The sequence below is a fragment of the Massilia putida genome, from assembly GCF_001941825.1.
Classification (GTDB): Bacteria; Pseudomonadota; Gammaproteobacteria; order Burkholderiales; family Burkholderiaceae_D; genus Telluria; species Telluria putida.
The window spans coordinates 1,441,763-1,455,705 of sequence record NZ_CP019038.1 but is presented as its reverse complement, the minus strand read 5'-3'; the positions used below and the strand labels follow the sequence as shown (position 1 = coordinate 1,455,705).

The following is a 13,943-nucleotide window of genomic DNA, read 5'->3' as shown; positions in this document are numbered from 1 at the left end:
CGCGATTCGGTGTTAAATCAGCGTTGTCCCGACGAAGAGCTGAGCCGATGCACATGCGATTTCCGAACACCACGCGGCGCGCGCTGCTGTCCTTTGCTGCGCTGGCCCTGGCCGTGGCGCCGGCGGCCCGCGCGGCCGATCTGCTCGACACCGTCAAGACGCGCGGCACCCTGCGCATCGCGCTCGAAGGCACTTACCCGCCCTTCAATTTCAAGGATGCGAAGACGGGGCAGTTGGCGGGTTACGACGTCGACGTCGCGAAACTCGTCTGCGCCCGGCTGGGCGTCAAGCCGGAATTCGTGACAACGGAATGGGCCGCCATTCTCGCGGGCCTGGGCGCCGGCAAATACGACGTCATCGTCAGCCAGGTGGGCATCACGCCGCGGCGCCAGCAGGCATTCGATTTCTCCCAGCCTTACACGTACTCCGCGCCGCAATTGATCGTGCGCCGCAACGAGGAAGCCACCTATAAAAGCCTTGCCGACCTCAAGGGGCGGACGGTCGGCGTGGGGCAGGGCAGCGTGTTCGAGCAGCAGGTCCGCGCCGTGCCCGGCATCGAGGTCAAGAGTTATCCGGCCGCGCCGGAAAACCTGCAGGATCTCGCATTCGGCCGCATCGACGCGGCCCTCAACGACAGCCTGATGGTGGCCTACCTGCTGAAGAATTCCCAACTGCCGATCCGCGCCGGCGCGCGCGTGGGCGACGTCGAGCGCATGGGCATCGCCTTCCGCAAGGGCAATCCGAAATTCCACGCGGCCGTCGACCAGGCGTTGGACGCCGCGCGCGCCGACGGCAGCCTCAAGCAGGTGTCGCTGAAATGGTTCGGCAGCGACGCCACGCGCGCGCCGTGACGGCGCCATGGCCGCGCTGACCGAACTCGTCGACCTGCTGCGCGAGGCCGCGCCCGTGATGGCGAAAGGCGCCGGCTACACGCTTTCGTTTGCGGTCGCCTCGATGGCGGGCGGACTCGTGCTGGGCTTCCCGACCGCCGTCTTGCGCGTGTCGCCCTGGGTGCCGCTGCGCTGGCCGGCCGCGCTGTACGTGAGTGCCTTCCGCGGCACCCCGTTGCTGGTGCAATTGTTCGTCATCTATTACGGCCTGCCCGGCATCGGCATCGAATTCACGCCCGTCGCGGCGGGCATCCTGGCGCTGTCGCTGAACGCGGGCGCGTATTTGTCGGAAAGCCTGCGCGGCGCCATCCTCGGCGTCGGGCGCGGGCAGTGGAATGCCGGCTTCAGCCTTGGTCTCACGTATCCGCAGACGCTGGGCCTCGTGATCCTGCCGCAGGCGCTGCGCGTGGCCGTGCCCGCGATGAGCAATACGTTGATCAGCCTGATCAAGGACACGGCGCTCGTGTCCGTCATCACCGTGAGCGAACTGATGCTGGTGACGAAGGAGCTGATCTCCGTGACGTTCCGGCCGTTGCCGCAGTACGTGGCGGCGGCCGGCGTGTACTGGCTGCTGAGCCTGTTCTTCGAGGACCTGCAGCGCCGGGCGGAGCGGCGTTTCAACCGCGCGCACAAATAAAAAACGGCGGATCGCTCCGCCGTGTCGGGCATCACATATTCGGGTAGTTCGGCCCGCCGCCACCTTCCGGCGTGACCCAGACGATGTTCTGCGTCGGGTCCTTGATGTCGCACGTCTTGCAGTGCACGCAGTTCTGCGCGTTGATCTGCAGGCGATCGCGGCCTTCATCCGTCTTCACGAATTCGTACACGCCGGCCGGGCAGTAACGCTGTTCCGGACCCGCGAACTTGGCCAGGTTGATTTCGACCGGCACGTTCGGGTTCTTCAAGGTCAGGTGCACGGGCTGGTCTTCCGCGTGGTTCGTGTTCGAGATGAACACGGACGACAGGCGGTCGAAGGTCAGCTTGCCGTCCGGTTTCGGATAGACGATCGGCTTGAAGTCGGACGCCGGACGCAGGCATTCGTGGTCCGCGTGTTTGTGGTGCAGGGTCCACGGGGCCTTACCCTTGAACACGATCTGGTCGATGCCGACCATGATCGTGCCCAGCACCAGGCCCTTGCTCATCCACGGCTTGAAGTTGCGCGCGACGTGCAGTTCCTCATGCAGCCACGACTGTTCGAACGCGACCGGATAGCTCAGCAGCTCGTCGTGCTGGCGGCCCGCTTTCACCGCGGCAAAGGCGGCGTCGGCAGCGAGCATGCCCGTCTTGATGGCGGCGTGGCTACCCTTGATGCGGCTCGTGTTGAGGAAGCCGGCATCGCAGCCGATCAAGGCGCCGCCCGGGAACACGGTCTTCGGCAGCGACTGCAGGCCGCCCGCCGTGATCGCGCGCGCGCCGTACGAGATGCGCTTGCCGCCCTCGAAGAAGTGACGGATCGCCGGGTGCGTCTTATAGCGCTGGAATTCCTCGTACGGCGACAGGTACGGGTTCTGGTACGACAGGCCGACGACGAAGCCGACGGCGACCTGGTTGTTTTCCAGGTGGTACAGGAACGAACCGCCGTACGTGTCGTTGTCCAGCGGCCAGCCGGCCGTGTGGATCACGAGGCCCGGCTTGTGCTTGGCCGGATCGATTTCCCACAACTCCTTGATGCCGATGCCGTAGGTCTGCGGATCCTTGCCCTTGTTCAGGTCGTATTTCGCCATCAGCTGCTTGCCGAGGTGGCCGCGCGAGCCTTCCGCGAACAGCGTGTATTTGGCGTGCAGTTCCATGCCCAGCTGGAACGCGTCCGTCGGCTGGCCGTGGCGGTTGACGCCCATATTGCCGGTGGCGACGCCCTTCACGGAGCCATCGTCGTTGTACAGGATCTCGGCGGCGGGGAAGCCCGGAAAGATTTCGACGCCCAGCGCTTCCGCCTGCTGACCCAGCCAGCGCACGACGTTCGCCAGCGAGATCACGTAGTTGCCGTGGTTCGTCAGGGCCTTCGGCACCATGAACGACGGCGTCGCGTAAGCCTTGGTCTCGGTGAGGAACAGTACGCGGTCTTCCGTCACGGCCGTGTTCAAAGGGGCGCCCAGTTCCTTCCAGTTCGGGAACAGCTCGTCCAGCGCGCGCGGGTCCATGACGGCGCCCGACAGGATGTGCGCGCCCAGCTCGCCGCCTTTTTCCAGCACGCAGACCGACACGTCCTGGCCTTTCTCGGCCGCCAGCTGTTTCAGGCGGATGCTTGCTGCCAGGCCGGCCGGGCCGCCGCCGACGATGACCACGTCGTATTCCATTGCTTCGCGGGGGCCGTATTCTTCGAGGAGGGAGTTGGGCTGAGTCATGTCTTATAGTAGTTAAAAAAATTTAAGCACGAGTGTGCACTTTTTTGCGCTCGTTGGCAACTTCGAGCGCCATTGTAGGGCAACTATTAGACGCGGCAATCTAATCGGTGCGAAATAGGTGAAGTGTGTAATCATTATGACTTCGCAACAGAATTTAGTTCGGGGATAGGGGGCGTAACGTGGGGATTGAAGTCAATTTCGAAGGAAAGATTGCCATGGTCACGGGCGCATCCAGCGGGCTGGGAGCGCGTTTTGCCAAAGCCCTGGCCGGTGCCGGCGCCCAGGTCGTGCTCGCGTCGCGCCGCATCGACCGCCTGAAGGAATTGCGTGCCGAGATCGAGGCGGACGGCGGCGCGGCCCACGTCGTCGCGCTGGACGTGACGGACCTCGCGAGCATCAAATCCGCCATCGCCCACGCCGAGACGGAAGCGGGGCCGATCGACATCCTCGTCAACAACTCCGGCGTGTCGACCACGCAGCGCCTGCTCGACGTCAGCGAGGAAGACTACGGCTACGTGATGGACACGAACCTGCGCGGCGCGTTCTTCATGGCCCAGCAGACCGCGAAGCGCATGATCCAGCGCGCCAAGGGCGACCCGAAGAAGCAGCACCGCATCGTCAACATCGCATCCGTCGCGGGCCTGCGCGTGCTGCCGCAGATCGGCGTGTACTGCATGAGCAAGGCCGGCGTCGTGCAGATGACGAAGGCGATGGCCGTCGAGTGGGGGCGCTACGGCATCAATGTGAACGCCATCTGCCCGGGCTATATCGCGACCGAGATGAACGAGGATTATTTCGACACGGAGCAGGGCCGGAAACTGATCGAGATGCTGCCGCGGCGCCGCGCGGGCAAGCCGGAAGACCTCGACGGACTGCTGTTGCTGCTCGCCGCCGAGGAAGCCCATTTCATCAACGGCGCCATCATCACGGCCGACGACGGCATGACGGCGCAATGACATCGCAGGCAAGGCCGCGGCTGCTTTTGATCCACGGCCTGCTGGGCTCGCTGAGCTATTTCGAACCGCAGCGTTACCTGCCCGGCGTCGAGGTCTTCACGCCGGACCTGGTCGGCTACGGCCAGCGCCGCAGCGAAGACACGGGCATCACGCTGCCCGGACAGGCCGCCATGCTCGCGCGCTTCCTGCGCGACGAGGCCTGCGGTCCCGCCTGGGTGCTGGGCCACAGCGTGGGCGGCGCCGTCGCGATGCTGCTGGCGGACATGGCGCCCGACCTCGTACGGGGCCTGATCAGCGTGGAGGGTAACTTCACGCTGAAGGACGCGTTCTGGGCGGGCCGTATCGCCGCGCTGCCGGAGGCCGACTGGGCCGCCGAATATGGCGCGATGGAAGCGGCACCGGCCGCCTGGCTGGAAAAATGCGGCATCGAGGCGAGCGACGAGCGCGTCGCCTGGGCGCGCGACATCCTCGCCAACCAACCGTACACGACGGTGCAAAAGATGGCGCAATCCGTGCTCGACACGACGGGCGCCCCGGACTACCTGGGTTGTGTCGGCCGCGTGCTGGCGCGCGCCACGTCCCGCGGCAGTCCGCTTTTTCTCGTCGGCGGGGAACAGTCCGCCGCCGGCTGGGACGTGCCCGACTGGGTGCTGGCGCAGGCGCGCCGGGTGTGCGTCCAGCCGAAGACGGGCCACATGATGATGCTGGAAGATCCGGCGACCTTCTGCCGCATCGTCGAGTCCATCCTCTACGACGGGGACTGCCGCTCGGGCGCTTGACGCCCTATCATGCCGGCTTTTGGCAACCACGTAGACGCAACAATGAGCGACAAGAAGCAGGTTCACGCCATGCGCCAGGCCATCCGCTGGGGCGACATGGATGCATTCGGACACGTGAACAACACGGTGTATTTCCGATACATGGAGAGCGGGCGCATCGCCTTTCTCGAACAGGCGGCCGGCGGCCTCGACGTCCAGGGCGAAGGCCCGGTGATCGTCACCGCCTACTGCACCTTCATCAAGCAGCTGAAGTACCCGGGCGAGATCGAGATCCGCACGTTCGCCGGTCCGGCGGGCCGGTCCAGCTTCGAAGTGACGCACGAGATCCGCATGGTCGACGCGGACGGCAATGCCGACGTCGTGTACGCGGAAGGCGGAGGCAAGGTCGTGTGGGTCGATTTCGCGGCCGAGAAATCGGTGCCGTTGCCGGCACAGTTGCGGGAGATGCTGCCCCCCGGCTGATCAGCGCGACATGCCGACGAGCTTATGCACGAGTTCCGACGACGTCGACGCCGAGAACTTGCGCATCAGCTTGGCACGGTGCATCTCCACCGTGCGCGGCGACAGATCGGTCTCGCGCGCGATCACCTTGCTCGTCTTGCCTTCGACGAGTAGCGCCGCGATCTCGCGCTCGCGCGGGGTCAGCTCGGCCGTTACCGGGCGCTTTTCGCTGACGTCCTCGAAGGTCCACACGCCGGCGCCCAACGGCTCGGCCGGGTCGAGCGCGCGGCCCGTCACGTGGCACCAGAACAATTCCCCGTTCCCGCGCCGCATGATGCGCTCGTCCGAGTAGCGGCCCTTCGCATTCATGATCGGGATGATGCGGTCGCCCGTGCGCAGGAATTCGTCCATGGTCGGGTACAGTACCGCGAACGACTTGCCGTCCAGCTGGGTCCTCTGGTAGCCGAACATCGCCGCCAGGGCATGGTTGCAGGACTGGATCACGCGGTTCACCGAGATGCACATGCCGACCGGCGCGTGCTGGAAAATCATCTCGTAATCGATGGCGTATGATGCGTTCATTTGATGGTAGTCGAGTGTCCCCGCAGGAAACGCTTGCCGGTATTTCTACGGTATTGTGCTTTGGAGGGGCGTATTCTATTCTCGAATTCTACTCTGCTGTAGAGAAGCTTAACGACGCTTGAAGGTTAATAACTAAAGGGACGGGTATGAACAAAGTGTATCCTGATGCGCGCTCCGCGCTCGAAGGGGTCGTCGAGGACGGCCAGACCATCGCCGTGGGTGGTTTCGGCCTGTGCGGTATTCCGGAGGCGCTGATCCTCGCGCTGCGCGATTCCGGCGTCAAGAACCTGACGGCCATCTCGAACAACGCCGGCGTCGACGACTTCGGTCTCGGCCAGCTGCTCAAGACGCGCCAGATCAAGAAGATGATCGCCTCGTACGTGGGCGAGAACAAGGAATTCGCGCGCCAGTACCTGGCCGGCGAACTGGAATTGGAATTCACGCCGCAGGGCACGCTGGCCGAAAAGCTGCGCGCGGGCGGCGCCGGTATCCCGGCCTTCTTCACCAAGACCGGTTACGGCACCATCGTCGCGGAAGGCAAGGAAACGCGCGAATTCGATGGCGAGATGTACGTGATGGAACGTTCGCTCGCGCCCGACGTGTCGCTCGTGAAGGCCTGGAAGGCCGACCGCGCCGGCAACCTCGTGTTCCGCAAGACGGCACGCAACTTCAACCCGAACGTGGCCACCGCAGGCAAGGTCTGCATCGTGGAAGTCGAGCAGCTGGTCGAGATCGGCGAGATCGATCCGGACCAGGTGCATACCCCGAGTATCTTCGTGCACCGCATCGTTCACAACCCGACGCCGGAAAAGCGCATCGAACAGCGCACCGTGCGTCAAGCATAAGACCAGGGAGACAGACATGGCATGGACTCGTGATGAAATGGCCGCGCGCGCGGCCAAGGAACTGCAGGACGGTTTTTACGTGAACCTGGGCATCGGCCTGCCCACCCTGGTGGCCAACTACGTCCCGAAGGACATCGAAGTGTTCCTGCAGTCGGAAAACGGCTTGCTGGGCATCGGCCCGTTCCCGACGGATGACGAGGTCGACGCCGACCTGATCAACGCCGGCAAGCAGACCGTGACAGCCCTGCCGGGCGCTGCCTACTTCAGCTCGGCCGACTCCTTCGGCATGATCCGCGGCGGCAAGATCAACCTGGCGATCCTCGGCGCGATGCAGGTATCGGAAAAGGGCGACCTCGCCAACTGGATGATCCCGGGCAAAATGGTCAAGGGCATGGGCGGCGCGATGGACCTCGTGGCCGGCGTCAAGCGCGTCGTCGTCGTGATGGAACACGTGGCGACCGCCAAGGACGGCACGGTCAGCCACAAGATCCTCAAGAAATGCGACCTGCCGCTGACGGGTGTCGGCGTCGTCGACCGCATCATCACCGACCTGTGCGTCATCGACGTCACTGACACCGGCCTCAAGCTGGTGGAGCTGGCACCGGGCGTCACGAAGGATGACGTCGTGGCCGCCACGTCGGCTGAACTGGACGTGTCGGCCGTCTGAGGCCGGCCGCGGCCCGTGCCGTCCTCGACACGCGCGTGGGCGAGGTGCGCGCACTGGTGCGTCAGCTGGGCATGGAGCCGGAGGACGCCGTCGTACGCGAAGTGCGGCAGGGCATCCGCAAGGACAACCGGGCCGCGGATGGTGCGCCGCTGTACGAGCTGCGTTGCGACGTTCACATCAATGTGCGCAACCTCGCCAACTGGGCGCCGCTGGCCGGCGGCCGGGTTCGGGCGCCGCGTCGGCGGCGTGATGGCCGCGACGCCGGATGCGTTGAAAAACCTGGGCACGGCGATGGGCCTCGAGCGCGACGACTTCCGCCGTCCGCGCAGCACGGACAAGGCGCGTGCCCAGGACGTCGATCGCGAACAGCTGCTGGCGGTCCCCGCGCTCAAGATGCGCCAGCCCGTCGACGTGATCTTCCGCCTGGAAAATGCACCCAGGCGAATACGCTGACACCTCCGGCATGAATGCTTGAGGCAGCACAGGAGTCGACAGGGAGTCCGGCGGCCGCGCGGCGGTCCAAGCTTCCATGACTTCCGACCCGGACGCCCCCGACGACCGCGCCGCCCGACGCCGCTTCATGGCCGAGCTGTGGGATGTGATGCGCGCCCACCGCACACGGGTGGCGGCGTCCGTCGTCCTGCTGCTGGCGGCGAAGGTGGCGACAGTCGCCGTGCCGCTGCTGCTCAAGCGCATCATCGACGACTTTTCGCAGCCGCGGCTGCCGCTGCAGCTGCCCGCGTATCTGCTGGTCGGGTATGCGCTGCTGCGTTTCGCCAGCACCCTGTTCAATGAATGGCGCGACCTGCTGTTCGCGCGCGTCACGCTGGGCGCGGTGTCGACGTACGCCTGCAAGACGTTCGCGCACCTGCACGCGCTGGGGCCCCGCTTCCACGCGCGGCGCCAGGTCGGCAGCCTGCTGCCGGACATCGACCGCGGCACCAGCGGCATCGCCTACCTGCTGGGCGTGGGGTTGTTCACGATCGTGCCGACGCTCGTCGAGATCGGCCTCGTGCTCGTCATCATGCTGCGCCGCTATCCCGGAGGCTATGCCGCCGTCATCGCCGTCACCTTCCTCCTGTACACGGGTTTCACGCTCGTGTTCACGGCGCGCCGCGTCATGTACCAGCGGCGCGTCAACAAGCTCGATTCGCGCGCGAAGGGGCAGATGGCGGACAGCCTGCTGAACTACGACACCGTCAAGTATTTCGCCAACGAGGCGCACGAGGCGGCCAAATTCTCGTCGACGATGGGCCACTGGCGGGACGCCGGCATCAAGAACCAGCGCGCCCTGTTCCTGCTGCACGTGGGGCAGAGCGGGGTGATCGCCGTCGGCGTCGCCGCCATCATGCTGCTGGCCGGGCAGGACGTGCTGGCGGGGCGGATGCGCGTGGGCGACCTCGTGCTGATCAATGCGTATGCGCTGCAGGTCTGCCTGCCGCTGAACGCCCTCGGCTTCGTCTACCGCGAATCGCGCGATGCCTGGGTCAACGCGGAGCGCCTGTTCGCGCTGCTGGGCGAGCGGCCGGAGATGCCGGAGGTGCCCGGCCTGCCGGCGCTCGTGCCAAGCGCCGGCGAAGTCGTGTTCGAGCACGTCGGTTTCGACTACGAGCCGGGCCGCCCGGCGCTGGACGACGTCAGCCTGCGCATCCCGCCCGGCACGACCTTGGCCGTCGTCGGGCGCAGCGGGTCCGGCAAGTCGACGCTGGCGCGCCTGCTGTTGCGCTTTTACGACCCCGACCGCGGGCGCATCCTCATCGACGGCCAGGACATCCGCCACTGCAGTCCGGCCAGCGTGCGCCGGGCGATCGGCGTCGTCCCGCAGGATGCCGCCCTGTTCAACGACACCATCGCCAGCAATATCGGTTACGCGCGCGCGGGCGCCGGCCGCGACGAGATCGTGGCGGCGGCGCGGGCCGCGCAGCTGCACGAGACGATCGCCGCGCTGCCGGACGGCTACGACAGTCCCGTCGGCGAACGCGGCGTGAAGTTCTCCGGCGGCGAGCGCCAGCGCATCGGCATCGCGCGCGCCATCCTCAAGCAGCCGGTGATCCTCGTGTTCGACGAGGCCACGTCGGCGCTCGATTCCGTGTCCGAGCACGCGATCGTGCGCGAACTCGACCGGTTGTCCGAACGGCGCACGACGCTCGTCATCGCGCACCGGCTGTCGACCATCGTCCATGCGCACGCGATCATCGTCATGGAGCGGGGCCGCATCGTGGAGCGGGGCACGCATGCGGAACTGTTGCGCCGCAAGGGCGTGTATGCGCGGCTGTGGCTGCTGCAGCAGCGCATCGACCAGGACCAGGCGCGCATGGCGACGCCCGACGTCGCACCGCCCGGCGGCGTGCCGCCATGAACCGCCAGCGCAAAAAAAAACGCCGGGCGAACCCGGCGTCTGAACGAGGAATCGTTCGTTTTTGTGTCTGAGACGGATCAGGCAGCTTCGCGGACCGGGTGCAGGTCGGAAGCAACGTCGTCCGGGCTCGGATTCTTGAGTTCGGCGGTCAGGCGCTCCTGGTCCAGCTCGCCTTCCCATTTCGACACGACGATCGAGGCGACGCCGTTGCCGATGATGTTGGTGAGGGCGCGGCATTCGCTCATGAACTTGTCGATGCCCAGGATCAGGGTCATGCCGGCCACCGGGATCGTCGGCACGACGGCCAGGGTCGCGGCCAGCGTGATGAAGCCGGCGCCGGTGATGCCCGATGCGCCTTTCGACGTCAGCATCGCCACGAACAGGATCGTGAGTTCCTGCGACAGCGTCAGGTCGGTGTTCGTGGCCTGGGCGACGAACAGGGCGGCCATCGTCATGTAGATGTTGGTGCCGTCCAGGTTGAACGAGTAGCCGGTCGGGACGACGAGGCCCACGACGGATTTCGGGCAGCCCATCTTTTCCAGCTTGCGCATCAGGGCCGGCAGGGCGCTTTCCGACGAGCTCGTGCCCAGCACGATCAGCAGCTCTTCCTTGATATAGGCGAGGTAGCGGAAGATCGAGAAGCCGGTCAGGCGGGCGATGACGCCGAGGACGATCACGACGAACAGGAAGCAGGTCAGGTAGAACGAACCGACGAGCGAGGCCAGCGGGATCAGCGACTTGACGCCGTATTTGCCGATGGTGAAGGCCATGGCGCCGAAGGCACCGATCGGGGCGGCTTTCATGATGATGTTCACGACGCCGAAGATGGCGTGCGACATGTCGTCGATGAAGCGGGTCAGCGGACGGCCGCGTTCACCCAGCATCGACAGCGCGAAGCCGAACAGGATGGCGATCAGCAGCACCTGCAGGATTTCCCCTTTGGCGAACGCATCCACGAACGTGTTCGGGATGATGTTCATCAGGAAGTCGACCGTGTTCAGCGACTTGGTCTTGTCGGTGTACTGGGCGATCGCGTGGGTGTCCAGCGTGGCCGCGTTGACATTGAAGCCGGCGCCCGGCTTGATCACGTTGGCGACGATCAGGCCGATGGCCAGTGCGAAGGTCGAGACGACTTCGAAGTAGATCAGGGCCTTGCCGCCGACGCGGCCGACCTTTTTCATGTCTTGCATGCCGGCGATACCGGCGACGACGGTACAGAAGATCACCGGGGCAATGATCATCTTGATCAGTTTGACGAAGCCGTCTCCCAGCGGCTTCATCGCGGTTGCGATACCCGGATCGTAGATGCCTAACAGGACGCCCACGATAATCGCAAACAATACCTGGACATAAAGGACTTTATAGAATGGTTTTTTCATGGCAAGGTGTCATGCGCTATTAGTAACACGGTCATCATCACGCAAAATATCTGTGTCGGCTATTGTGGAAAACCGCAACGCCGCCACAGATATCCAGATCGGGGCCTGGTGAATGACCGATGTTTACTGGTTGCGGTAGACCGTCCCGCCCTTCATGACGAAGCCCACCTTGCGCAGTGCCGCGATATCGCCCGTCGGGTCTCCGTCGACGGCCACGACGTCCGCCAGCATGCCGGTGCGGATGGCGCCCAGGTCCTTGCGGTCGAGGATGGTTGCGGCGACGACCGTGGCGGCCCGCAGGGCTTCGGTCGGGGTCATGCCCAGGCGCACCATCCACTCCAGCTCGCGCTCGTTCGTGCCATGGGCGAACACGCCGACGTCGCTGCCGTTGCCGATGGTCACGCCCAGCTTGCGCGCGAGGCGGAACGCGCGCTCGGCCTGCTGCATGGCCGGCGTCGGCGTGCCGCCGCGCACGTGGTGCTGGAAGTATTCGCCGATGGCTTCCGGCGCCGTCAACGTGGGCACGTAGGCGGTCTTGTGGTCGAGCATCAGCCTGAACGTCGCCTCGCTGGCGCCGTAGCCGTGTTCGATCGTGTCGACGCCGGCCAGCACGGCCAGGCGGATCGCGTCGTCGCTGCTCGCGTGCGCGGCCACTTTCCGGCCGCTCAAGTGGGCCGCGGCGACGATCGCCTTCATCTCGTCGAGCGTGAATGTGGGGCGCGTGCCGCCGTCGGGGCCCGTGCGGTAGTCCGCGTAAAACTTGATCCAGTCGGCGCCGTGGGCAGCCTGTTCGCGCACGGCCTTCGTCGCCTCGTCGACGCCCGTCGCCTGCTGGGCGCCGTACGGAATGTCCATGTCCGGACGGTAAGACCGCTCGGCCGGGCCATAGCTGGACGTCGCGACGATCGCGCGCGTGGCGACGAGCAGCCGCGGGCCCGGCACTTGACCTTCGTCGATGGCGCGCTTGATGCCGACGTCGGCATAGCCCGCTCCCTCAGTGCCGAGGTCGCGCAACGTGGTGAAGCCGGCTTGCAGCGTGTCGGCCGCGTGGCGCACGGCCAGCGCGATGCGGTAGGCCGGGGCTTCCCTGAGGACCTGGTCGTCCCACGTCGTCTCGTTGTAGGGGTGCAGCAGGACGTGCGAATGCAGGTCGATCAGGCCCGGGATCAGGGTCTTGCCGGGTAGCGGAATGCGGTCGACGTCGGCGGGGACGGGCAGCGTCGACGCCGGTCCCACGCCCTGGACGCGGCCCTGCGCCACGAGCACGCTCCAGCCTGCGTGCGGGACGCCGTCGCCGGTCCAGACTTTGTCCGGCGTGAGCAGCACGGGGCGCTGGTCGGCGGCGCTGGCTATGCCGTTGAGCAAAGTGAAAGCGGCAACAGCGAGTGCCCAGGTTCGCATCGTTCTTCCTTTATTCCAAATCTTGCATGGCCTGCGCGATGCCGGTCTCGACGTCGTGCAGGAACGCCGCGCCCTTCGGCGACAGCGCGATGCCGGGCACGGCCAGTTCGACGAGGCAGGCGAGGGCCTGGCGGAACCATTCCATGTCGGTGCCCATCAGCGGCAGCGCATGGGCGTCGACGAGGTAGTGGACGGCGCGGGCCAGCAGCGCCGTGTCGCGGCCGGCGTTGGCGACGAGCAGCGCGAAGTCGGCCGCTTCGCGTTCGAAGCGGTCGGCCAGCGTTTCGAGGATGTCGCGCGACACGGCCGGCTGCCCGGATGCCAGCACGACATGGGCGAGTTCCACGCAGGCGTCGTGCAGGCCGGCGATGTCGAAGCCCGAGCCTTCGAGGGGTTCGTCCATTTACTGCGCGACCCAGCCGCCATCCATATTCCACGCGACGCCGCGCACCTGGTTCGCGGCCGGGCTGCAGAAGAACACGGCCAGCGCGCCCAGCTCCTCCGGCGTGACGAACTCGCCCGACGGCTGCTTTTCCAGCAGCAGGTTTTTCTTGGCCTGTTCGTTGCTGATGCCTTCGCGCGCGGCGCGGTCGTCGACCTGCTTTTGCACGAGCGGGGTCAGCACCCAGCCCGGACAGATCGCGTTGCAGGTGACGCCGGTCGGTGCGGTCTCGAGCGCCGTCGATTTCGTCAGGCCGACGAGGCCGTGCTTGGCCGCGACGTACGCCGATTTCTGCGCCGACGCGACGAGGCCGTGGGCCGACGCGAGGTTGATGATGCGGCCCCAGTTCTTTTGTTTCATGTAGGGGAGGGCGAGGCGGGTCGTGTGGAAGGCCGAGCTGAGGTTGATGGCGATGATCGCATCCCATTTCTCGACGGGGAAGTCCTCGACGTTCGCGACGTACTGGATGCCGGCGTTGTTGACGAGGATGTCGACGCCGCCGAATTTCTCGCCCGCGAACGCCATCATCGCGGCGATCTGGTCGGGCTTCGACATGTCGGCGTTGTGGTAAGCGGTCTGCACGCCGAATTCCTGGCCGATGTCGGTGTACAGCTTTTCGATCTGCTGCGCGTCGCCGAAGCCGTTGAAGACGATGTTGGCGCCTTGCTCGGCCAGCGCGCGCGCGATGCCGAGACCGATGCCCGAGGTCGAGCCCGTGACGAGTGCAGTCTTGCCGCTTAACATGGTGGATTTCATTCGTTCCTCTTTCTCGTGGACAGTTTCTAAGGGGTGCCGGGTGGACCCGGGCCAGACTTGGTAGAATTGTAATCGCACCAACGGGTAAAATGTTGGCGCCC

Annotated in this window: 15 protein-coding genes; 9 read left to right on the top strand and 6 right to left on the bottom strand. The window is 65.7% G+C overall.

Annotation, left to right across the window (positions count from 1 at the left end):
* Positions 1–53: 53 nt before the first annotated feature.
* A complete protein-coding gene (locus tag BVG12_RS08745; protein WP_156895591.1) occupies positions 54–851 on the top strand; it encodes a cystine ABC transporter substrate-binding protein in 798 nt (265 codons plus the stop codon).
* Between the two features lie 7 nt (positions 852–858).
* On the top strand, positions 859–1,527 hold the full coding sequence (locus tag BVG12_RS08740) for an amino acid ABC transporter permease (RefSeq protein ID WP_075792050.1): 669 nt from the start codon (positions 859–861) through the stop codon (positions 1,525–1,527).
* A gap of 31 nt (positions 1,528–1,558) precedes the next feature.
* Here the strand turns inward: BVG12_RS08740 and BVG12_RS08735 are convergent, their stop codons facing one another.
* Entirely contained in the window at positions 1,559–3,235 is a 1,677-nt protein-coding gene (locus tag BVG12_RS08735) for an electron transfer flavoprotein-ubiquinone oxidoreductase (protein WP_179966258.1), read from the bottom strand.
* A gap of 179 nt (positions 3,236–3,414) precedes the next feature.
* Between BVG12_RS08735 and BVG12_RS08730 the strand changes: the two genes are divergently transcribed.
* From BVG12_RS08730 to BVG12_RS08720, 3 genes are read left to right on the top strand one after another with little or no spacing between them, the layout of a single operon-like run.
* Positions 3,415–4,191, top strand: coding sequence for an SDR family oxidoreductase (locus BVG12_RS08730; RefSeq protein ID WP_075792048.1), 777 nt, complete (start codon positions 3,415–3,417; stop codon positions 4,189–4,191).
* On the top strand, positions 4,188–4,970 hold the full coding sequence (locus tag BVG12_RS08725) for an alpha/beta fold hydrolase (protein WP_075792047.1): 783 nt from the start codon (positions 4,188–4,190) through the stop codon (positions 4,968–4,970). The genes BVG12_RS08730 and BVG12_RS08725 overlap by 4 nt, the downstream gene beginning before the upstream one ends.
* Positions 4,971–5,012: 42 nt before the next feature.
* A complete protein-coding gene (locus BVG12_RS08720; protein WP_075792046.1) occupies positions 5,013–5,432 on the top strand; it encodes an acyl-CoA thioesterase in 420 nt (139 codons plus the stop codon).
* Here the strand turns inward: BVG12_RS08720 and BVG12_RS08715 are convergent, their stop codons facing one another.
* The gene (locus tag BVG12_RS08715) at positions 5,433–5,993 is read right to left on the bottom strand and encodes a PAS and helix-turn-helix domain-containing protein (protein WP_075792045.1); all 561 of its coding nucleotides are present in this window, start codon (positions 5,991–5,993) and stop codon (positions 5,433–5,435) included.
* Between the two features lie 146 nt (positions 5,994–6,139).
* On the opposite strand from BVG12_RS08715, the gene BVG12_RS08710 reads away from it, so the two are divergent.
* The 4 genes from BVG12_RS08710 to BVG12_RS08695 all read left to right on the top strand — a co-directional run bounded on the left by BVG12_RS08710 (position 6,140) and on the right by BVG12_RS08695 (position 9,864).
* A complete protein-coding gene (locus tag BVG12_RS08710; protein ID WP_075792044.1) occupies positions 6,140–6,838 on the top strand; it encodes a CoA transferase subunit A in 699 nt (232 codons plus the stop codon).
* Between the two features lie 16 nt (positions 6,839–6,854).
* Positions 6,855–7,505, top strand: coding sequence for a 3-oxoacid CoA-transferase subunit B (locus tag BVG12_RS08705; RefSeq protein ID WP_075792043.1), 651 nt, complete (start codon positions 6,855–6,857; stop codon positions 7,503–7,505).
* 180 nt (positions 7,506–7,685) lie between these two features.
* Positions 7,686–7,958: a hypothetical protein gene (locus BVG12_RS08700; protein WP_156895590.1), complete on the top strand. Its 273-nt coding sequence runs from the start codon at positions 7,686–7,688 to the stop codon at positions 7,956–7,958.
* A 76-nt stretch (positions 7,959–8,034) separates the two neighbouring features.
* Positions 8,035–9,864, top strand: a complete 1,830-nt coding sequence (locus BVG12_RS08695; RefSeq protein WP_075792041.1) for an ABCB family ABC transporter ATP-binding protein/permease — start codon at positions 8,035–8,037, stop codon at positions 9,862–9,864.
* Positions 9,865–9,941: 77 nt separating this feature from the next.
* Here the strand turns inward: BVG12_RS08695 and BVG12_RS08690 are convergent, their stop codons facing one another.
* From BVG12_RS08690 to BVG12_RS08675, 4 genes are all read right to left on the bottom strand, one after another.
* Entirely contained in the window at positions 9,942–11,243 is a 1,302-nt protein-coding gene (locus BVG12_RS08690) for a dicarboxylate/amino acid:cation symporter (protein WP_075792040.1), read from the bottom strand.
* A gap of 123 nt (positions 11,244–11,366) precedes the next feature.
* On the bottom strand, positions 11,367–12,644 hold the full coding sequence (locus BVG12_RS08685) for a metal-dependent hydrolase family protein (RefSeq protein WP_075792039.1): 1,278 nt from the start codon (positions 12,642–12,644) through the stop codon (positions 11,367–11,369).
* A 10-nt stretch (positions 12,645–12,654) separates the two neighbouring features.
* Entirely contained in the window at positions 12,655–13,047 is a 393-nt protein-coding gene (locus BVG12_RS08680; protein ID WP_075792038.1) for a hypothetical protein, read from the bottom strand.
* Positions 13,048–13,842 carry a 3-hydroxybutyrate dehydrogenase gene (locus BVG12_RS08675; RefSeq protein WP_075792037.1) on the bottom strand — a complete coding sequence of 265 codons (795 nt, stop codon included), beginning with the start codon at positions 13,840–13,842 and terminating at the stop codon, positions 13,048–13,050. It abuts the gene before it with no gap.
* Between the last annotated feature and the right edge of the window lie 101 nt (positions 13,843–13,943).